The sequence below is a fragment of the Clostridium sp. genome, assembly GCF_016650035.1.
Classification (GTDB): domain Bacteria; phylum Bacillota; class Clostridia; order Clostridiales; family Clostridiaceae; genus Clostridium_AD.
Genome location: NZ_JAENWM010000014.1, coordinates 11701 through 32293 on the forward strand (window position 1 = coordinate 11701; position 20593 = coordinate 32293).

Sequence of the window (20593 nt, forward strand, 5' to 3'; positions counted from 1 at the left end):
TAACATTATTTGCAATTTTTTATGTCAAAAAAGAAAGTATGTGACAATTACCACATACTTTCAAAAATGATTATAATTATATTTTTTCTAAATCTAATTCTAAATCTTCGCCATTTATCTTAACTTGCGCGTATTCTCTTTTGGCGTTGTATAGAACTTCTACTGCTAAAGTATCACGTTTAATTTGATCTTCAAACTTCGCAATTACATTTAGAAGCATTTCATTTCCCGATACGTAAATTTTAATCTTATCAGCAACTTCAAAACCACTTTCTTTTCTCATATTTTGAATCTTACTTAAGATCTCACGTACGTTTCCTTCTTCTTTAAGTTCCTGCGTTATGTTTGTATCTAAAACCACTCCCATTTCGCCTTCCCCAGCAAACGCATAGCCGGAAAGTCCTTGCATTGTAACAAGTAATCTTTCGCTGTTGAGTTCTATTTCTGTTCCCCCTACATTTATAGTAACTACGTCGCCCTTATTTATAGTCTGAGCAAGCTCCATTTGGTTCATCGCCCCTATAGCTTTTCTTATACCAGGTATTAATTTACCATATGGCTTACCTAGCACTGGTAGGTTTGGTTTTATTTCAAATTGAACATATTTAGAAAGATCGGCTCCTAGCTCTACTTCTTTAATGTTAAGTTCTTCTTTTACTATATCTCCATAATATTCTGGCAGATTTCCTAGACTAACTAGCATTTTAGCAAGTGGCTGTCTGTTTTTTATATTTGCAGCATTTCTTGCACTTCTTCCTAGTTTAACCGTCTTATATGCTTTATCCATTTCATCCTCTAATTCTTTATCCACTTGGTCTTCATTATATTTAGGGAAAGAACATAAATGAATACTTTCTGGTGCATTTTTGTCCAATGCCACTACTAGGTTTTGATATAACTCTTCTGTTACAAATGGTATAAATGGAGCAGACAGTTTAGCAAATGTTACTATAACTCTATACAATGTCATATAAGCACCAATTTTATCATCTGTAAGGGACTCTACCCAGTATCTTGATCTATTACGTCTTACATACCAGTTAGAAAGCTCATCAACAAAGGCTTCAAGTTCAAGAGCACCTTGAGTTATTCTATAATTTTCTAAATGTTCATCTATATTTTTAACTAGTGAATTTAGTTTTGACATCATCCATTTATCCATAATATTCTCAGCTACAAAATCCTCATATTTAGTTGGGTCAAAGCTATCTAATTCAGCATATAGAATGTAGAATGAGTATACATTCCAAAATGTTCCTATGAATTTCCTTTGTGCATCAATAACTGCAGCCTCATAAAATCTTGAAGGAAGCCATGGCGCACTTGCAGTATAGAAATACCATCTCAGAGCGTCTGCCCCCTGATTGTCAAGCACAGTAAATGGACTTAGAACATTTCCTTTGTGCTTAGACATTTTTAGTCCATCTTTATCTAACACATGTCCGAGTACTATACAGTTTTCAAATGGGTTTGTATCAAACACAGTAGTTGATATCGCAAGTAATGTATAGAACCATCCTCTTGTTTGATCTACAGCCTCTGAAATAAATTGGGCTGGAAAATTTGCTTCAAACAATTCTTTGTTTTCAAATGGGTAATGATGTTGTGCAAATGGCATTGATCCTGAATCAAACCAGCAGTCAATAACTTCTTCTACCCTAGTCATAGATTTATTACATTTTGGACACTTAACATGTACCTTATCTATAAATGGTTTATGAAGTTCTATTCCTTCTGGCACATCAATTCCCTTTTCATTAAGTTCTGCTATACTTCCTATCATTTCGCGATGGCCGCATTCACATTCCCAAATTGGAAGTGGAGTTCCCCAATATCTAGTTCTACTTATACTCCAATCTATAACTCCTTCAAGGAATTTACCCATTCTTCCTGTTCTTGTGTTATCTGGCATCCAATTTATTTTATTGTTATTTTCTAATAGTTTGTCTCTTACTGAAGACATTCTTACAAACCAACTTTCTCTTGGGTAATATAAAAGTGGTGTATCACATCTCCAGCAATGTGGATATGAATGTGTAAATTTCTCTGATTTATATAAAACATTATTTTCTTTTAAGTACTCTAATATCTTAGCATCAGCATCTTTAACAAAAATACCCTTCCACGGAGTAACGCAATCAATAAACTTACCTTCTACATCAACTAAATTAATAAGTGGTAAATCATATTGTTTTCCAAGCAAGTTATCGTCTTCACCATAAGCAGGTGCAATATGAACTATACCTGTACCATCTGATAGTGTTACAAAATCTCCGTGAACTACATAGAATGCTTTTTCTTTTGGAGTATAAAACTTAAACATTTGCTCATATTCTACTCCTAAAAGTTCTTTACCTTTAAATTCACGTACAACTTCGTACTCTCCCTCTAGTTTACCTAGTAACTCTCTTGAAAGTATTAGATGTTCATCTTCCTGGGTTACTTCAACATAATCATATTTTTGATTTACTGCAAGTGCTACATTACTTGGAAGTGTCCAAGGTGTTGTAGTCCAAACAAGTATATACTTTTCTTCATCTTTTATTTTGTATTTCACGTAAGCTGAAGCTTCTTTTACATCCTTATATCCTTGTGCTACTTCATGAGAAGATAGTGAAGTCCCACATCTCGGGCAATAAGGCATTACTTTATGTCCTTTGTATAATAAGTCCTTATCCCACATTTGCTTTAACGCCCACCAAACTGATTCGATATAATCGTTATGATAAGTTACATATGGGTCTTTCATATCTACCCAGAATCCTACTCTCTCAGACATCTCTTCCCACATATTAACATAGCTAAAAACACTATTCTTACATTCCGTTACAAATTTTTCTACTCCATAAGCTTCTATTCCAGGTTTACCATCAATTCCAAGTCTTTTTTCAACTTCAAGTTCTACTGGTAAGCCATGAGTATCCCAACCCGCTTTTCTAGGAACATTATATCCCTTCATTACCTTATATCTTGGGATTATATCCTTCATAACTCTTGTCAACACATGCCCTATATGCGGCTTCCCATTAGCTGTCGGTGGACCATCATAAAAAGTAAAATTCTCTTTGCCCTCATTTAAATCAAAATTCTTTTGAATAATATCTTTTTCTTTCCAAAGCTTAAGTATGTCTTTTTCCATGTCCATAAAACTTTTGGAAGAATCATTTTTTTTGTACATAATAAAACTCCTTTCAATATTCCTTTTAAATATAAAAAAACCTCACCCTAAAATAGGACGAAGTAAAATTCGTTATGCCACCTATGCCATAAATATACACTAAAGTATGATGATACTTTATCCTTTAACGCAGAAATACGGATAAGCTTACTAAATTTTCAGCCCTTCAGCTCATAGGTGATTTTCTTCAAACTTTCACTATGGGTTCACATCATACCCCACTCTCTGTAAGTTACCTGTTTAAATACTTCTCCTAATCATAGCCTTTTGCTCACGATAATTAATATACACTTTTTATCATTATATTATAATGAATTTTTATTGTCAATTTTTTTTGGGATTTAATGTTCTTCTAATGTATTCAAAAACATATATATATATGTGATATAATAATATGATATAATTTTCTTAAATAAGCATTATATTTATGATATTTCGAAATATAAATAAATACAGCAACCGTTTACAAAAATGAATTTTTCTTTGTATCATCTTGCAAAATTTCATGATTTGTATAAAAAAAAATGCAAATAGTGAATTTTTTTATTGACAAACTTTCATTTTTGTAATAAAATCAGTTTATTTATAACATTCATTTAGTTTAACACCAAACACGTTCTATTTTTTAAAATGCTAATGTAGTCGCCTTAGGCGGCTTCTAAATATTAAATATATATTTAAAGGAGGACTAATATTTTGAAAAATTTAATTTATGTAATTCCTAAAGAAAAACATCTTGAAAAAGATCTCAAAGAGATTTTACTTGCCCACACTGAGGTGAAATTCGTCTCCCTAGTAGGTATTGATTTATCTGGAAATGACACTGATGAAAGAATTCCAATGAAGATATTTTTAGATGACATTGGTGCTTTCTCTAAAGGAGCTATTCAAACTGACGGTTCTTCTGTAGTATTGCCTGGAATCGCAACTTTAAACAATGCTAAAACAGACATGCTAGCAGATCTTGATTGCAACTGGTTCATTGACTATAATTATGAAAATATTGACCCTGAAACAGAATTACCAATAGGAACTTTAAAAATCCCATGTTTCCTACTACATAATGATATCCCAGTGGATTCAAGATCTATCTTAAAGAAATCCGTGGAATGTTTCAAAACAACTCTAAATGATTTATTTAAAAAATACCCTTCATCTTTAGATTCCTTTGATTTTAAGTATGAAGATATTGATGAGATCCTACTTACTTCCGCTACAGAGCTTGAATTCTGGGTAAAAACACCTAATGATAGGGCTCACATAGAAGAGCTATCTACCTCTCAAGTACTTAAAGAGCAATACTGGAGCAGACTTAAAGGAAGTGTTCGAACTGCCATGGAACAATCTCTCCTTTTAATGGGTAAATATGGTTTCGAACCTGAAATGGGTCATAAAGAGGTTGGTGGCGTAAAAGCTAAAATAGGCGAAACTGGTTCACTTACTCATATTATGGAACAGCTTGAAATAGATTGGAAATATTCTGATGCTCTTCAATCAGCGGATAATGAGCTATTTATAAGAAATTTAGTAAAAGAAACCTTCAGACGTAACAGTTTAGATGTTAACTTTTTAGCAAAACCAGTGCATGATGTAGCAGGAAGTGGTGAACATACTCATATTGGAGTAGCCGTAAAATTAAAAAGCGGTAAGAGAGTTAACTTATTTACTTCAACCAAAAAACACTTTTTAAGTAATATTGGTTACGCCGCTGCTATGGGTATTCTTAAAAATTACGAAGTAATAAATCCATTTGTTTCTCCAACAAATGATTCCTTAAGAAGATTAAAACCTGGTTTCGAGGCTCCTGTTTGCGTAGTAACTTCTCTTGGTCATAGCGTAGATGTCCCATCAAGAAATAGATCTATACTTCTAGCCCTAATAAGAGACCTTGATAATCCTCTTGCTACAAGATTTGAGCTTAGAGCTCCAAACCCACATACTAATTGCTATATTACTATAGCTGCTATATATATGGGCATTCTTGATGGTCTTACCTACGCCATTAAGAACAATAAAAATGAAGATGACCTTTTAAGTGAATTATCTAAAGCACCAGGAGACGACAGCGATTATTTAGAGAAAAATAGAGCTTACAGAAGTGAGGAAGATGTTTTTGAATTCTATACTGACGATGAGCGCGCAGAATATTTTGGAAAAGCACCTAAAACTATCTACGAAAATCTTCTTGGATTAGATGACTATCCTGAAAAGCTAGAAATACTTAAAGTAGGGGATGTATTTACTGAAAGTTTACTTAACAGCTTTAAAATGGCAACGGAAACAAGATGGATCACTGAAATAAATAATAGAATACTAAATGATTATGCATCAGAAATTAGGCATTCTAAAATGCTTCATACTCCTGAAAAGGCTTTGGATTTAGATTTGGACAATTGGCAAAAAATTAATGATCTAAGACATTCTCTTATGAAAGACACTTATTCTAAAACCAGCCTATTTACTAAAATAAAGGAAGCTTCCAAAACTAAAGACTACCCTGAACTTTCTAAGTTACAAATAGAATTAGATTTACAAATGGATGCTCTTAGAGCTTATTATGTAAATTACAAAAAAAATCTATTAGATATTTAAATTCTATATTGTGAATTATAAAAAAATCACCTCCATAGTAGAAATACTATGGAGGTGATTTTTTTATTATAATTCTGACAATACAAACAATTAGTACAATATATTAGTTATTCCTAAACACTTAAGAATACCCGTTGAAATTGCCTTAGCTAATTTATTTTGGTAAGCATCTGTAATTAATAGTTTTTCTTCTTCTTCATTAGAAATAAATGATGTTTCTACCAATATAGCCGCAGCATCTGTATGACTTAAAACATAAAAATCTGCTGGCTTAATCTTTCTATCATATCTGGCAGTTTCTTTGATTAACTCAGTTTGGATCGCCTCCGCCAGTTCTTCTCCAGCTACACTTCCTGGGAAATAATAAGTTTCAATGCCACTGACCGCGGAACTTGTAAACGCATTAGCGTGAGTACTTACAAAATAATTTGGTCTAGCGTTGTTTGAAACATCACATCTTTCTTGAAGCGTTAAGTAAGTGTCATTTTCTCTTGTGTAAATAGCTTCAACACCATTCTTAACTAATATATTTCCTATTTTTAAAGTAATAGCTAGTGCTACTTTTTTTTCTTGAACTCCTGATGGCCCTATAGCTCCTGGATCACTTCCTCCATGACCTGCATCTAGAACTATTTTGTAGCTTGTCTCCGTAGTGAAATTCATTCTAACTTCTTTAGGAAGAGGATTTCCAACTGCAGACTTAACCTTTTGTGTCACTATTAAAGTATATGTCTTATTAGGCTCATAATTTTTTACAGGTTTTACTATTACACTTTTATTGTTATTAGCTAAACTAACTTTAATATCAATGTAATTATTAGTTTGGGAAATCACCTTAATATTTGTGGTATTAACACTGGTAGCCATTAAATCTTCATTAAAATTCACTGTCCACTCTTTAGTAACTACCACATTACTTTTAGTTCCCATATCTGTATAAGTGCTTGCCTTAACTGTTTTTTGCATAGATACACTTAATGTAACAGTTAAAATTGTAAATATAATTGCTTTAAAGATATTTTTCACATAGACCCCCCTAAGTCATTTTATTTCTCATACTTATTTATATCATTATTTAGATAATTTTAAGTATGAATGTAAATTTTGGTATCAACTATGAGTTTATTATACTATATATTTATTGGCATCTCCATGATTTTTTAAAATTCCTTTTAATATATTTAAAACTTTCATTTAAAGTCAATCTTTTCACTTTTATAGTGTATATTCCTCTAAGAAATGTGCAATAATTAAATAATAAATAAAAATTTAAAATATTCTTTCACCGTCTTATATATTTATTGTAAAATATAAATTTAATTTTAAATAAAAGGAGATTAAAATGAAAATAACTTGGCTAGGTCAATCATGCTTTATCTTAGAAGATTTAAAAGGCCGAAAACTTTTAACAGATCCATTTGACCCTACTTTAGGATATGAGACATATAAAGGCAGTACAGATATAGTAACTATAAGCCACCAGCATTTTGATCATAATTATTGCAAGGATATAAAAGGTACTTATAAAATATTAGATAAAATTGGGATGTTCTATGTCTATGATATACCTATAAAAGGAATTCCTTCTTTTCATGACAAAGATAATGGTTTAAAACGAGGTGATAACATAATTTTTACTTTTAGAATGGATGAGTACACTTTATGTCATTTAGGGGATTTAGGTCACATTCTTTCAGATGATGATTTAGACGCCATTGGTAATGTGGATATATTGTTTATCCCAGTTGGTGGTAATTATACAATTGATGCAAAGGAAGCATTTTCAATTACTAAAAAAATGAATCCTAAAATAGTTATACCTATGCACTATAAAACTTCACTAATATCCTTTCCCTTAGATGGGGTAGAAACATTCCTTATGTATATGAAAAACGCCTCAAAAACAGATAGCAATACCTTAGAGATCACTGGTGAAATAAAGGAATCAATGTCTGTAAAAATATTAAATCATATATAGCATGTGCCCTAAAACAAATAATGTAAATGCATCAATAATATTTTTTTTCGTATATCTATTTAAAAATCTACTAAAGTGTAGTATTATAGTAGTTAGGTTACAGATGTTACAAATTTTTTTATTCAGGAGGAAAGTTATATGAAAACAGGTATAGTTAAATGGTTTAATTCAGAAAAAGGGTTTGGTTTTTTATCCATAGAAGGAGAAGAGGATGTATTCGTACATTTTTCAGCTATTGAAGGAGACGGATATAAGTCTTTAGAAGAAGGCCAACAAGTTCAATTCGAAATAACTACTGGAGCTAGAGGACCACAAGCTTCTAACGTTACTAAATTATAATTAAAATCTTATGTATTCTATAATATAATTAAGTTATAGAAAAAACACCTATCACTTTGTGATAGGTGTTTTTTAATTTATGTATAAGACTATCTATAAATATCTAAATAGTCTGATTTGTATTATTCATAAAAAAATTAATAATTTCTGAATATAAAAGTCCTCTTTGCTAAAACTATAAAGATAATTTATAGTTTATGAAAGGATGTTTTATAATGTTTGGAAAGATAATAGATATGAATAATACAGATGCTTTTATAAATTTCGTAGATGGAACTACTATGGATATAAGTGTCTCTCATTTACCTAAAAATTCAAAAATAGGAGATTCAGTCGATATAAATCTTGGTGTTTTTACTAATATGCATAACGATAAAATGGAAAATTTTTTTTAAAAAATTTTAATAGTAAAAAACAGCATCCATTTAACTTGAGATACTGTTTTTTATTTTTGTTATAATATAACTAAAACTCATCAGGCTTTTTATCTTCAAAAATTTCAATGTTCCAACTACTATCATATTTAGCCACTATATAATATATCTTTTCTTTCTCATTCAGTGAATTTGTAATTGTCAAAATAGATTTATATATAGCAGATTTATATCCTTCCGTTTTAACCTTTATTAACACATCTGATTTTGTATTACTATCGTTTACTAACTGTGTATTAAAATCGCTAAGCAGCTTACTTTTAAAGGATTCTAAATCAGTTGATAGTATAAATTTAGCTGCTTCATTATCTTCGCTTATATCAAGCAGTATTTTTTTATTCACAACCTCTTCTTTAAAATAATTATCAAGTACCTTTAAAATCGAATCATAATATACCGTTTTAAAATCTATAGGCTTTCTAATATTCCAAAAGTTTTGTATAATATCATTGTCAATTCTTTTAGATACAATATAGCTTTTGTCTTCACTGTATAAGTTAGCTCCATCTTTTTTATCAAGGCCGGCTATATAGTTAAACTGATGAATTTTATCTACTCCCTCATACATTTCAAATATATAATCTGAATCCAAAGTTGACTTCTCAGTAACTACTTTAGATGACGATAAAATTTCATACATATCTTTTATCGCTATTTCATCCGTAACCACAAATCTAAAGCTTTTGTCTCTAGTACTTTGTATTATTATTTTTTTAATTCTTCCCTGCTTAATGTACTCAAAATCATTATTTTTAAGTCCTAACTTTACTTTGATACCATCAAAACTTTTACATCCTGTAAACATAAATGCAACTATAAGGATAAAAGAAACCATAATGAGCTTGTTCTTATTTTTGTGCATTTGTTATCCTCCTTGCCACTCTCATAAAGAATTAAAAATTGTGTGTCGTTTTTAATTCTTTTTTTTGGAATGCAATCAAATAAATTATAATACACAAAGAACCTTTAAGCAAATTTAATTAACTTTAAAAGTTTCTATTATGCTTTCAAAAATTGCACCATAAGCTTCTTTAAAATTAACATTTCTTGTAAAAAATGAAAATCTATAAAACTTACCCTCATCGTCAATAAAATATTCATAGGCCTTGTACCAATTATTATCAGTTACATTTATTAGGTATTGCACTAAATATGTTTTTTTACCATTCATCATAATGCTATCTATTTTATAATTTCTAATTACATTTTGCTCCTCAGATATTTTTTTACTCTTATCTAAAAATTTTTTTAAATCTTGATTACTCTTCCATACTTCTACAAATCCGTGAATTACTGCATCCGATGATTGGAAATCATTGTGATAAATAATTTCGCCACCAGGAAACTTTTTTTCTTTTACTGTCCATCCTCCTGGTAATTTATAACTTATTTTTCCGTCTAAAGCCTCATAATTATCCGATAAAGTAATATTGTTCTCTACAAGAATAGTAGTTTTCAACTTATCCTCAAACTGTTTTGATATACCTATAAGAGTAATCATAAGTCCTAGTAGTATTACTAAAATTCCTAATTTTCTTTTATTTATAAATATAATCGTAAGCGTACCCCTCCACACATATTAATATTACTATACTATATGATGTATATTAAAGAAATATTAAAAAAATAAAAGTGCAACTAAATTATATAGTTGCACTTTTTTCTCATATATATTATTTCTTTATAGGGACAACAATGGTAGATTTTTTAGGATCATAAAACATGAGCCAATGTCCCATTACATCACTGTTTTTATCTTGGACCCAAGTCACAAATCCAGTTTTTCCTCCATAAGGCTGATGAACTTTAGCTCTGCTTCCAGGTATCCCATAAACAATATATTTCATTTTCCCACTAGAATCACATTTATATCCTAGCATAAAATATTTATGGTTTCTAATATATGGGTAATAATAAATCATAGGATAATATGCTATTGTATATTTATTATAATCACTAAAATCATACATATTCTCTAAGTTATTCACAGGTACCTTATACCACTTACACCATTTGATTTCCTTAGAAAAATCAGGCACTTCTTCAAAATCTTTTGCTACTTCCTTAAAGAAATCCCCCATAGTCCCTGTAGGATATTCATCTTGTTTCTTATGCTTATGTCTATCTATTTCATAATCATCTTCGGACTGACTAGCTTTGCTTTCCCATTCTAATTCGTCTAATTTTTCTACATTCTCTACATTCCCTACATTTTCCACATTTACAATATTTTCAACATATTTAATAGTCTTAACATCTTCTCTTTGGTCATTATCTACTTCTTTAACTACAGCCTTTTGAACTTCATCATTCTGGGATGCTTTATCATCACTTTCCACTTTAATTAATTCGATGTTTTGTTCATATTCATCAAATTCATTAATAATCGCCTCTGTTCTTATTTCTTTCTTTTCATTATTAACATCTGCTAATTTATAGTTTCTCCATTCATTCGGTTTGTCTGTTGTTGAAAACCCACTCATTATAGAGACTACATTGTTGTCTAGAAACTTCACAATTGCGGCTCCAATAATTTTCTCAGCAGATATACCAGTATCCGCTATATTTTCCATATCATATTCATGGGAAATATCTACCCGACCATAATCGTCTATGTTCAATTTACCCAGCTTTATAATTTTATTCACATCTTTCTTACCACATATTAAAATCATGTAATAAGGTTGTTTTTCTTTCCTTAAGTTCTGCACATAGTATGAAATCTTACATTTATTGCTTTTCATTTCGAGCTTAGCATAGCCAGAAGGAATTTTTTCAGAGTCTAAAGAATAACCTTTCTCGTCTTCTTGTAATATAATAAAATACCTACTATAATTTTTTTTTGGTGTCACCTTCTTTTACCTCCATATAAAACTTACTCATTATAATATATGAAAGATATAATAAAAAATGAACAATATCTGAAAATTTATTTTACAAGGCCTATTTCATCTGAAAGTGTAGCAAATTCTTGAAGTGATAGAGTTTCCCCTCTTCTCTTCGGATCAATATTTGCCCTTTCAAAACATTTTTCTAAATCCTCTTTACTAACGCCCATATTTTTAACACCATTCCATAATGTTTTCCTTCTCATATTAAAAGATTGTCTTACTATAGAAAAGAATAATGCCTCATCTTTAACCTTAACTTTAGGTTCTGCTAATCTATCCAATCTAATAACAATAGATTCTACCTTAGGCTGCGGCAAAAATGCTGATGGTGGCACTAATCGTAAAATTTTCGTATCACAGTAGTATTGAACTAATATCGAAAATGCTCCATAAGCCTTGCAATTTGGATCAGAATCAATTCTTACTCCAACTTCCTTTTGTATCATTATGGTCAAAGATTTAAAATTGTACCCCTTTGTAAGCAAATTAACAATTATTGGAGTTGTAAGATAATATGGCAAATTAGCTACTAGCTTTACGGATTTTTCATCTCCCATAAGTTCATTAAAATCTACCTTTAGAGCATCTTTATGAATAAGTTCAAAGTTATTAAAATCTTTAAGTTCCTCTTTTAAAATGGGAAAAAGTTTTTCATCTAGTTCTATAGCACAGACTTTTTTAGCTCTTTTTAATAGTGCTCTAGTTAAGGTTCCAAACCCCGGTCCTATTTCAATAATAAAGTCCTCATTATTAACATCCGCTCCTTCTACAACATCCTCCAGCACAGAATCATCTATTAAAAAATTTTGGCCCAGTCCTTTTTTAAACTTAAAATCATATTTCCTTGCAACCTCACTAATCGTTAAGTTTTCCATAGTTCATCTCCTTTTCTATCTTTTTAAGAGCCTCTATAAATTCTTCTTTTATAATGCCATAATTGTTTAACCTAGTTATAAATTGAGCGCAATTACCATATCCTATACCTAGCTCATTTCCTAACGCATCACGCCTGTCTTTTGATCTACTATCACCTGTTAACTTGAAAAATATCATATCGCCTATATTAAACTCTTTTCTTATATCTTGAACTTCAAATTTAGCAGCTTCAAGCGCCCTTAATATCGTTTCAGGTGATGCGTTTTCAACTCCTATGTCTCCATCTTTGGTACCATCCTTCTGAGATATGTATGCATGCTTTACATTAGCTACTCTTTTGGTAATAATTCTTCTTATCTTCTCTCCTGCAAAATCTGGATCAGTAAAAATTATTACCCCTTTTCGCTTTTGAGCCTCTCTTATTTTATTAATTATCTTTTCATTGATTCCAAATCCCCCTACAGCAATAAGTTCAGCCTCTACTGCCCTTTTAATCGCTGTAATATCATCTCTTCCTTCAACTACTATTACTTCTTTAATCATAATGTCCTCCTAATCGCTCTTTTGTATTATACTGTCTTTAAATTGTTAGTTCCCATATTATAATAAACTAAGTTATTACATTTATTCTACAACTATAAAAACCACAGATATTATTTAGTATTTCTTTTAATTACTATATATATAATATCATTTTATTTATTAATAGAGAACTCTATTTATAAATAGAGCGCTCTATTTATAAATAGAGTTCTCTAAAGAAAAAAAAAGGAGCTTAAGCTCCTATTTTAAAATATAAATATCTACATTTCGAGAACCCCAATTCATACTTTGACTAAGGGTATCGTAATATAGATCTATTCTATTACCTTTTATTGCACCACCTATATCTTCTGCAATGCCATATCCATACCCCTCTACATAAAACTTTGTTCCAAGAGGAATAACTCTAGGGTCTACCGCTACCGTACTATATCCATTAGTGTTTCTATCAGCCTTTACGCCAGTGGAAGTTATACCAAAGCCAGGATCACCTGGGTTTTTACCAGTACTTCTATAATCAGCATTATATGCTGTTGCCCTGACTCTTATCTTCTTAATATAACTAATATCGCCTCCACGAGATGATGAATACACACTAGTAGTACCTAATGCAATTATTTCTTTAACTGGATTTGATTTAAGTTCTTCAGTTATTAATTTTCTAGATGATTCTTTGCCATTTTCATAAACAATAGCTGAAGTAATAAGTTTTTGACCAGTTTGTCCTTTTTGAATTACTTTTTTTACACCTTTATTTAAATCACTACTATTCTTAAATTCAGTTGTAAAATCAATCGTTTTAGTTTCTTCAAGGATTTTTGTTTTCACTCTTGTTATTTGTACTTGTATCCCCGATTCTAGCAAAGTACTTTTTGATGGTATAATCTTGTCTTCATTATTCAATACAATTTTTTCTGCTCTTAACATATCTTCTACTGTACTTTCAGCAGTTTTAAGATTTAATTCTTTCCCATCAACTGTTAATTTAACCTCTACAGCTTTTTTTATATATATTTTGTCACCATCTTTTACTTTACTGTCTAGACTAACTGTTATTTGATCCTTCGCCCCTAATGCTATATTATTAGTTTTTAGTATTTGAGTTACGTTACTTTTTAAAGTTATAACCTCTATAGATTTACCATCAACAACAATTGATATAGCTTTTTTCATGTTAAATAAGGTTGCTGTAATGCATGTTAGTACTAACATTACTACAAAAAACGTCTTTGGACCATTTGAAAAACAGCGCTTAAAATTATTTTTCACATTTTTCATTATCAAAATTCCTCCCTTGAACAAGAGCACTTGGGTATTATAACTTAAAGCAACAAATGTGTCAAATTTCGAACCCATTCCTCTTAGTTTAACTGTCAATGCATCGCTATGCATATAATTATAATTATAATTTTAATTATAAATTATAATTTCAAAATATATTAACTAATTCTGTCTTTCAAGGGCAAATTAGCAAATAATATTTTTCATTAAAATTATATGTTTAGTATTAATTTTTAATAACCAAAACCTTATGTAAATTTTTGTTATAGATGCAACTATTAACCATAATACACTATTAATTTATTTTTAGCAACTTTTTTATATTAAAAACTGTAATTTCTTCAATTTCCTCTATAGCCCTACCCTTAATTTCCGATATTTTTTCTATTATATATTGAATGTAATCCGACTTATTCCTTTTTCCTCTATAGGGAGTGGGGGCCATGTATGGACAATCTGTTTCTACTAATATCCTATCCAAGGGTACTGCGTTTGCAACTTCTGCTATTTTTCTTGCATTCTTAAAAGTTATAACTCCCGTAAACCCTATATAATAGCCTAACTTTAAGCATTCTTTAGCAAATTCAACACTTCCTGAAAAACAGTGAACGGTGCCTATAACCTCCGGAAATTCTTTTAATATATCTAAAGTATCACTATGCGCATCCCTATCGTGAATAACAACTGGTAATCTAAGTTCCTTTGCCAGCATCATTTGAAGTCTAAAAGCCTTCTTTTGAATTTCCCTACTTGGATTTTCTTCATAATGATAATCTAGTCCTATTTCTCCTATAGCTCTAACCTTTACGTTTTGTGCTAAGTTTCTTAACTCATTAATAATTTCCTCATTAACAGTATCCGCGTGTTCAGGGTGTATTCCTACTGCCGCATATATAAAATCATATTTATCTGATAATGCTACTGACTTTCTTGCGCCTTCCATAGATGCACCGCAATTTAATACTCCTATTACTCCACTATCATTTATTCCACGAATTACTGTATCTCTGTCTTCATTAAAAGCCTCATCATCATAATGTGCATGTGAATCAAATATCATAAAAAACACTGTACTAAACTTTATATTTTAAAAGTATAATACAGTTTTCACCATCCTTTCTATTCTTTAATTTACTACTAAAATGAACCCAATATAGGCGCTAAAAGTCCCATAATTGCTCCTAGAAGTGCCCCTATCCAAGTTATCATCTTTAATTCTTTACTTGCAATCTCCAATATAATTTCTTCTGCGAAAGCTACATCAAATTCATTAATTTTGTCTTCTACTATTTTAGCCACATCTAATATTTCAATTACATCAGCAGCTTTATTCTCTATAAATTTATTGTATTGTTCTCTAACTATTTTAGAGATAGATTCAGATAATTTATTTCCATCTTCTACAAATATTGATTTTGTCTCTATCTGCAAAGATTTATTAATCATTTGGGATACTATTTCTGTTATTTTTATTTTTATATAATCACTTTCTGTTATAGCTACTATTCTACTCTTTATAAACTCTTCTATTACATTTTTATAATCTACTCCTGTTTTTTCAAGCATTTCTTCAATAGATGTGTAATTATTAATATTACCTTCAATTTTATCAAAGACATTTATAATAAGTTTTTCATCTATAATCTTTGTTGTAAATAAATTAATTAATGGATTTATTCCAAGTAGAGTTTCCTCTTTAGAAAGTTCAGAAAATACTTTAGATATTGATTTTTCCATAAGTTTGTCTATTATATCATTAATAATTAAAGCAATATCATTATGGTTTTCTTCTTCATCTAAAAACTCATTTATACCAGTTACAACTTTATCATTAATGCTATCAGCATTCATAAACATGGCTATCATTGGACTTAATTTAGTACTAATTGTTTCACCTACAATTTTTCTAAGTTTCTGTTTGTTTTTTTCTTCCTTCATCATTTTTTTTATTGCCATAGCAATTTCATATCTTTTTCCATATATATGTACTTTTATATTGTCTGTTATTTCCTTTGGTATAACATCGCAAAAATTCTTTTCTAAAAACTTTAGCCCATTTACCTTTTCTTCTAAGATTTTTTGAGTTTCTATCTTGAAATTCTCTGAATCTTTATACTCAATAGCCGCATTTAACATTTTAACTTTTATAGAATTATACAATTCACTTTCACAAACAGCTCTTGGTTTAGCTCTTAGTTCTAGCATTATTTGGTCATTTACATATTTAACAATATTACTTTTAACATTTTCTTCATTAATATAATCTATAAGTAATTTAGAAATATTGCTATTAGTTTTAATAATAAATTTAGAATATTCTTCGCCCAATAAATCTTTCAACTCATTTTCTACTGTAACTCCTCTATTTTGTAGCTCTACTACTTTACTTTTTACCCAAGAATCCACTTGTTCATTCATATTTTCACTGCATAAGGACTTTGTAATTGTTTCCTTTGTCAAAAGATGCTGTCCTATAGACTCACCTACACTTTTAGCAATTCTAGATTTTTCTTTTGGTATAACACCTGGAGTAAATGGAACTTTAAATTTACCTATTCTAATCTCTTTGTGTGGTTTAAAAAGCATTTTTATAGCTAACCAATTGGTTATATACCCGATAATGGATCCCACTAAGGCCCCTATAATAAATTTCATATACATATTATTTTCTCCCCTCATATTTATCTATAGTACAAAATAATTATTACTTGTTTTCCCTATTTTAGTTCTCTTTAGTAATTATAACAACTAATTATAAATCTATGTCCATTAAAATTCAATAGACTAATTGTTAATTCGTATGCAAAAACAAAAGCATGGAGTCTAATTTATTAGAACTCCATACTTTTTTAAAAAACTATCTAACTATCGTTCCCGTAGGTAATTCACTTGGCACCGTTACTGCAAATAATTTGCTATCATCCTCGGTGGCTGCAGCAATTATCATACCCTGAGATAATTCTCCTCTCAAAGTAACCGGTTTTAAATTAGCTACGAGTACTACATACTTTCCAACTAAATCTTCTGGCTTATAATGCTGAGCTATTCCTGAAATCACCTGTCTTATTTCTCCGCCTAAATCTACTTTTAGCTTAAGAAGTTTTTTAGTTTTTTTCATTGGAACGCATTCTAATACTTTGACCACTCTCATATCTATTTTCTCAAAATCTTCTATAGTAATTTCCTCTTTTACCGGCTCCATAGTAGGCTTTTGTGCTGCTTTCATGCTTTCTTCTACAATTTTATTAAGTTCTTCTATTTTAGCTTCTACATCTATTCTAGGGAACATCACTTCGCCTTTATTAACTTTTGTTCCTGCGCTTGTTCCATCAAAAGATGCTATGCTATCCCAAGTTGTAATTCCTACATTTAATTGTACATTTATTTTTTCACTTGTAGTTGGTAAAAACGCTGAAATTAATACTGATGTTATTCTTAATGATTCTACTAAATTGTATAATACTGTGCTCAGTCTTCCCTTTTGAGATTCATCCTTTCCAAGAATCCAAGGCGAGGTCTCATCTATATACTTATTAGTCCGCCTAATAAGTGCCCAAACATAATCCAACGCTTCAGGAATTTTTAATTCATCTATAGCTTTTTCTACTTTACTCGGCGCTGCAAGTGCTAGTTCTATAAGTTCATTATCAACATCTGCTATATCTTTCGGTGCTGGAATAACTCCATCAAAATATTTTTCTACCATTGTTACAGTTCTTGATAATAAATTACCTAAATCATTTGCTAGGTCCGAATTTGTTTTCTTTATGAATATTTCATTAGTGAATATTCCATCTGAACCAAATGGTATTTCATGAAGCAAATAATACCTTACCGCATCCACTCCAAAATGATTAACTAGTATTACTGGGTCTACTACATTTCCTTTAGATTTCGACATTTTTACACCACCATCAAAAAGAAGCCATCCATGACCAAATACTTGTTTAGGTAGTGGCAAATCTAATGCCATTAACATAATTGGCCAATAGATTGTATGGAATCTTAGTATATCCTTACCTATTAAGTGAACATCTGCTGGCCAGTATTTCTCGTAAAGGGAGGTGTCGCAACCGTTATATCCAAGAGCCGTTATATAGTTTGAAAGCGCATCTACCCACACATATATAACATGGCCTGGATCGAATTCCACTGGTATTCCCCAGTTAAAAGTTGTTCTTGAAACGCATAAGTCTTGAAGACCCGGTTTCAAGAAATTATTTATCATTTCATTTTTTCTTGATTCTGGCTGAATAAATTCTGGATGACTTTCAATGTATTCTATAAGTCTGTCAGCATATTTTGACATTTTAAAGAAATATGCCTCTTCCTTTGCTTTCTCAACAGGTCTTCCGCAGTCAGGACATTTTCCATCAACTGCCTGAGTCTCTGTCCAGAAAGATTCACAAGGAGTACAATACCAACCTTCATATGCACCTTTGTATATGTCACCTTGATCATACAACTGCTTAAATAGTTTTTGAACGGCCTCTTTATGATAATCATCTGTAGTTCTTATAAACTTGTCATAGCTTATATTCATAATCTTCCACAAATCTTTTATGCCTGCTACTATTACATCCACATATTCTTTTGGAGTAACGCCTTTTTCTTCTGCTATTCTTTGAAGCTTTTGTCCATGCTCATCTGTCCCCGTTAAGAACATTACATCATAACCTGTAAGCCTCTTAAATCTGGCAATTGCATCAGCAGCTACTGTTGTATAGGTATTACCGATATGTAGATTTGCTGATGGATAATAAATTGGTGTCGTAATATAATAAGTTTTTTTAGTCATAGTTTTCTCCTACCTCTCTCATTCTATTATTTAATAAATATTACAATTTCCCATTAAACAAAAAAAATCTCTAAACAGAAAAAACATTCTGTTTAGAGACGTATTTAACGCGTTACCACTCTAATTCATCTTTATATCACTATAAGGATCTCCATGGGTGATTATCATCACCTGTCAATATAACGGTTGATACCGTATCATCCTATAAATTAAATTTAAAAGCCTATTTTTATAAATATGCTTTCAAAGTTTTTACTCGGATAATCTGCTTCAAGGCCATATTCATAAACCGCCATGCTACTGTTTTTCACCCTTCTCAGCTCTCTTTTAACATTTAAGCTTATTACTCTTCTCATCATCGCATTTGTTTAATAATAAGTATATTGCATATAAATTACTATGTCAATATCTTTATCCTAAAATCATAAAATTATACTTAGGTTATCTTTATTTTACATTCATGATTCTATCTTTTCCTTAGAAGAAAAACTTGGCCAAGTTAACCGCCATTATAATCGCTGTAATGTCTGCCAATATGGCCGCAACCAATGTATGCCTAATTTTCTTTATATTTACTGCTCCAAAATATACTGTAAGGGTATAAAAAATAGTTTCTGTTGAACCCATTATTATAGATGCCACTCGCCCTATGTAACTATCTGCTCCATACTGTTTTATGATATCAGTAAATACTCCCAGGGCTCCACTTCCTGATAATGGTTTTATTAAAACTAAAGGAACAACTTCTGGTGGAAGTCCAATAAACACAACAACCGGTTTTACTAAATAAATAAAAAAGTCTAAAGCCCCAGATGCCCTAAATACATTAACAGCTATTATCATTGCTAGAAGATATGGAAAAATCTTAAGACAAATACTTATTCCATCTTTTGCTCCTTCAACAAAACACTCGTATACTTTTACTTTCTTAATAAATCCATATATCACCACAAGTCCAATGATAATTGGAATTATTCCCTTTAAAATATATGATGCTAAATTACCTAGAATCACCCTATTCCACCTCACCCCATATAAATTTATATATAGATACACATAACATTTTCTTAGAAATATTTTTGTAGGATTTTACAATAAAATATACCAAGTATTGCTGCAGTGCCTGTTGCAATTATAGCTGGCAGTATAATAATCGCAGGGTTCTTTGAACCATATGCAGCTCTTATAGATATCACCGTTGTAGGTAGTAACTGAATGCAGGCAGCATTTAAAACTAAGAATAAAGCCATGTCATTACTAGCTATGTCTTTTTCTTTATTATTTTTCTGCATCTCTTCCATAGCTTTTATGCCAAAGGGTGTTGCCGCATTAGATAGTCCCATCATATTTGCTGTTAAATTCATGGTAATACTAGCCATTGCCTTTTTATCTTTTCCCGCATCTTTAAAAATAAGTTTTAAAATCGGTCTAAGTACCATTGCTAATTTATGGGTCAATCCACTTTTTTCAGCGATTTTCATTATCCCACACCAAAGACACATCATTCCAACCAGACCCATAACAAGTTCAACAGAACTAGCTGTTGATGAGACAACCGCCTTTGATAAAATCTCTCCTTTCCCTGTAATAATTCCAATTATTATCCCTAATGATAAAATCAAAAACCAAATAATATTTATCACATATTTTCCTCCTAGCATTTAAATTAACAGTAATTAATAT

At 30.5% G+C, this 20593-nt stretch carries 18 protein-coding genes and 1 other annotated feature; of the genes, 4 read left to right on the forward strand and 14 right to left on the reverse strand.

The window, feature by feature from the left end; all coding sequences use genetic code 11:
• Window positions 1-76: 76 nt before the first annotated feature.
• Complete coding sequence (ileS, locus tag JJD95_RS05115) at window positions 77-3178, reverse strand: isoleucine--tRNA ligase (protein ID WP_291641021.1); 3102 nt, start codon at window positions 3176-3178, stop codon at window positions 77-79.
• A 50-nt stretch (window positions 3179-3228) separates the two neighbouring features.
• Window positions 3229-3448 (reverse strand) — a binding site (T-box leader).
• A 423-nt stretch (window positions 3449-3871) separates the two neighbouring features.
• Here ileS and JJD95_RS05120 point away from each other — a divergent pair.
• On the forward strand, window positions 3872-5770 hold the full coding sequence (locus JJD95_RS05120; protein ID WP_291641112.1) for a glutamine synthetase: 1899 nt from the start codon (window positions 3872-3874) through the stop codon (window positions 5768-5770).
• 90 nt (window positions 5771-5860) lie between these two features.
• Here JJD95_RS05120 and JJD95_RS05125 read toward each other — a convergent pair whose 3' ends face one another.
• Entirely contained in the window at window positions 5861-6796 is a 936-nt protein-coding gene (locus JJD95_RS05125; protein WP_291641022.1) for an N-acetylmuramoyl-L-alanine amidase, read from the reverse strand.
• Window positions 6797-7112: 316 nt separating this feature from the next.
• Between JJD95_RS05125 and JJD95_RS05130 the strand changes: the two genes are divergently transcribed.
• The 3 genes from JJD95_RS05130 (at window position 7113) to JJD95_RS05140 (ending at window position 8482) form a co-directional block, all read left to right on the forward strand.
• On the forward strand, window positions 7113-7748 hold the full coding sequence (locus tag JJD95_RS05130) for an MBL fold metallo-hydrolase (protein WP_291641025.1): 636 nt from the start codon (window positions 7113-7115) through the stop codon (window positions 7746-7748).
• 138 nt (window positions 7749-7886) lie between these two features.
• Window positions 7887-8087, forward strand: a complete 201-nt coding sequence (locus JJD95_RS05135) for a cold-shock protein (RefSeq protein WP_291641026.1) — start codon at window positions 7887-7889, stop codon at window positions 8085-8087.
• Window positions 8088-8302: 215 nt separating this feature from the next.
• Window positions 8303-8482 (forward strand): hypothetical protein, encoded by a 180-nt coding sequence (locus JJD95_RS05140; RefSeq protein WP_291641028.1) that lies wholly within the window; start codon window positions 8303-8305, stop codon window positions 8480-8482.
• Window positions 8483-8552: 70 nt separating this feature from the next.
• Here the strand turns inward: JJD95_RS05140 and JJD95_RS05145 are convergent, their stop codons facing one another.
• From JJD95_RS05145 to JJD95_RS05200, 12 genes are all read right to left on the reverse strand, one after another.
• Window positions 8553-9383 (reverse strand): hypothetical protein, encoded by an 831-nt coding sequence (locus JJD95_RS05145; protein ID WP_291641030.1) that lies wholly within the window; start codon window positions 9381-9383, stop codon window positions 8553-8555.
• Window positions 9384-9497: 114 nt separating this feature from the next.
• Window positions 9498-10022, reverse strand: a complete 525-nt coding sequence (locus JJD95_RS05150) for a hypothetical protein (RefSeq protein ID WP_291641032.1) — start codon at window positions 10020-10022, stop codon at window positions 9498-9500.
• A 172-nt stretch (window positions 10023-10194) separates the two neighbouring features.
• Window positions 10195-11373, reverse strand: a complete 1179-nt coding sequence (locus JJD95_RS05155) for a hypothetical protein (protein ID WP_291641033.1) — start codon at window positions 11371-11373, stop codon at window positions 10195-10197.
• Window positions 11374-11450: 77 nt separating this feature from the next.
• Window positions 11451-12287: a 16S rRNA (adenine(1518)-N(6)/adenine(1519)-N(6))-dimethyltransferase RsmA gene (gene rsmA, locus JJD95_RS05160; protein ID WP_291641035.1), complete on the reverse strand. Its 837-nt coding sequence runs from the start codon at window positions 12285-12287 to the stop codon at window positions 11451-11453.
• A complete protein-coding gene (gene rnmV, locus JJD95_RS05165; RefSeq protein WP_291641037.1) occupies window positions 12268-12831 on the reverse strand; it encodes a ribonuclease M5 in 564 nt (187 codons plus the stop codon). The genes rsmA and rnmV overlap by 20 nt, the downstream gene beginning before the upstream one ends.
• Window positions 12832-13071: 240 nt before the next feature.
• A complete protein-coding gene (locus tag JJD95_RS05170; RefSeq protein WP_291641038.1) occupies window positions 13072-14109 on the reverse strand; it encodes a 3D domain-containing protein in 1038 nt (345 codons plus the stop codon).
• 298 nt (window positions 14110-14407) lie between these two features.
• The gene (locus JJD95_RS05175) at window positions 14408-15172 is read right to left on the reverse strand and encodes a TatD family hydrolase (protein WP_291641040.1); all 765 of its coding nucleotides are present in this window, start codon (window positions 15170-15172) and stop codon (window positions 14408-14410) included.
• A gap of 77 nt (window positions 15173-15249) precedes the next feature.
• Window positions 15250-16773 (reverse strand): DUF445 family protein, encoded by a 1524-nt coding sequence (locus tag JJD95_RS05180; RefSeq protein ID WP_291641042.1) that lies wholly within the window; start codon window positions 16771-16773, stop codon window positions 15250-15252.
• Between the two features lie 196 nt (window positions 16774-16969).
• Window positions 16970-18910, reverse strand: coding sequence for a methionine--tRNA ligase (gene metG, locus JJD95_RS05185; protein ID WP_291641044.1), 1941 nt, complete (start codon window positions 18908-18910; stop codon window positions 16970-16972).
• Between the two features lie 215 nt (window positions 18911-19125).
• Window positions 19126-19266, reverse strand: a complete 141-nt coding sequence (locus tag JJD95_RS05190) for a hypothetical protein (protein ID WP_291641046.1) — start codon at window positions 19264-19266, stop codon at window positions 19126-19128.
• A 121-nt stretch (window positions 19267-19387) separates the two neighbouring features.
• A complete protein-coding gene (locus JJD95_RS05195; protein ID WP_291641047.1) occupies window positions 19388-19924 on the reverse strand; it encodes a spore maturation protein in 537 nt (178 codons plus the stop codon).
• Between the two features lie 53 nt (window positions 19925-19977).
• Window positions 19978-20553, reverse strand: coding sequence for a nucleoside recognition domain-containing protein (locus JJD95_RS05200; RefSeq protein WP_291641049.1), 576 nt, complete (start codon window positions 20551-20553; stop codon window positions 19978-19980).
• Between the last annotated feature and the right edge of the window lie 40 nt (window positions 20554-20593).

What these genes read in the sequence shown, in the direction of transcription:
- ileS (WP_291641021.1), bottom strand. Translation starts at nt 3,178, where the DNA reads ATGTACAAAAAAAATGATTCTTCCAAAAGTTTTATGGACATGGAAAAA.
- JJD95_RS05130 (WP_291641025.1), top strand. Translation starts at nt 7,113, where the DNA reads ATGAAAATAACTTGGCTAGGTCAATCATGCTTTATCTTAGAAGATTTA.
- JJD95_RS05135 (WP_291641026.1), top strand. Translation starts at nt 7,887, where the DNA reads ATGAAAACAGGTATAGTTAAATGGTTTAATTCAGAAAAAGGGTTTGGT.
- JJD95_RS05140 (WP_291641028.1), top strand. Translation starts at nt 8,303, where the DNA reads ATGTTTGGAAAGATAATAGATATGAATAATACAGATGCTTTTATAAAT.
- JJD95_RS05145 (WP_291641030.1), bottom strand. Translation starts at nt 9,383, where the DNA reads ATGCACAAAAATAAGAACAAGCTCATTATGGTTTCTTTTATCCTTATA.
- JJD95_RS05150 (WP_291641032.1), bottom strand. Translation starts at nt 10,022, where the DNA reads ATGATTACTCTTATAGGTATATCAAAACAGTTTGAGGATAAGTTGAAA.
- rsmA (WP_291641035.1), bottom strand. Translation starts at nt 12,287, where the DNA reads ATGGAAAACTTAACGATTAGTGAGGTTGCAAGGAAATATGATTTTAAG.
- rnmV (WP_291641037.1), bottom strand. Translation starts at nt 12,831, where the DNA reads ATGATTAAAGAAGTAATAGTAGTTGAAGGAAGAGATGATATTACAGCG.
- JJD95_RS05170 (WP_291641038.1), bottom strand. Translation starts at nt 14,109, where the DNA reads ATGAAAAATGTGAAAAATAATTTTAAGCGCTGTTTTTCAAATGGTCCA.
- JJD95_RS05175 (WP_291641040.1), bottom strand. Translation starts at nt 15,172, where the DNA reads ATGATATTTGATTCACATGCACATTATGATGATGAGGCTTTTAATGAA.
- JJD95_RS05180 (WP_291641042.1), bottom strand. Translation starts at nt 16,773, where the DNA reads ATGTATATGAAATTTATTATAGGGGCCTTAGTGGGATCCATTATCGGG.
- metG (WP_291641044.1), bottom strand. Translation starts at nt 18,910, where the DNA reads ATGACTAAAAAAACTTATTATATTACGACACCAATTTATTATCCATCA.
- JJD95_RS05190 (WP_291641046.1), bottom strand. Translation starts at nt 19,266, where the DNA reads ATGAGAAGAGTAATAAGCTTAAATGTTAAAAGAGAGCTGAGAAGGGTG.